The 587-nt window shown below is 64.9% G+C and carries 1 protein-coding gene; it reads left to right on the plus strand.

Annotation, left to right across the window (positions count from 1 at the left end):
• On the plus strand, window positions 1-587 hold a 587-nt coding region (locus tag AAE045_RS23905), incomplete at both ends, for a M13-type metalloendopeptidase (protein WP_455549787.1).

Consider the following 587-nt stretch of genomic DNA (forward strand, 5'->3'; position numbering starts at 1 on the left):
GTGGCGTGACTGGAGCGGCCTGACCACCGGCCGCGACAGCTACCTGGGCAACGTCCGCGCCGCCAATGCGTTCAACTACAAGTTCGCGCTGTCCAAGATCGGCCAGCCGGTGGACAAGACCGAGTGGGGCATGACCCCGCAGACGGTCAATGCCTACTACAACCCGCTGCAGAACGAGATCGTCTTCCCGGCCGCCATCCTGCAGCCGCCGTTCTTCGACCCAAAGGCCGATGACGCGCTGAACTACGGCGGCATCGGTGCGGTGATCGGCCACGAAATGACCCACGGTTACGACGACCAGGGCAGCCGCTTCGGGCCGACCGGCAACTTCGAGAACTGGTGGACCGAGGCGGACACCAAGAACTTCAGCGGCCTGACCGGCAAGCTGATCAAGCAGTTCGACGGTTACAAGGTGGACGGCCAGCCGGTCAACGGCAAGCTGACCCTGGGCGAGAACATCGCCGACCTGGGTGGCCTGGCCACCGCCTACGACGCCCTGCAGAAGGCCTCGGCCGGCAAGGAAGATCCGAAGGTCGACGGCTTCACCCGTGACCAGCGCTTCTTCTTCAACTGGGCCACCGTGTGGC

The organism is Dryocola clanedunensis, assembly GCF_038405435.1.
Classification (GTDB): domain Bacteria; phylum Pseudomonadota; class Gammaproteobacteria; order Enterobacterales; family Enterobacteriaceae; genus Dryocola; species Dryocola clanedunensis_A.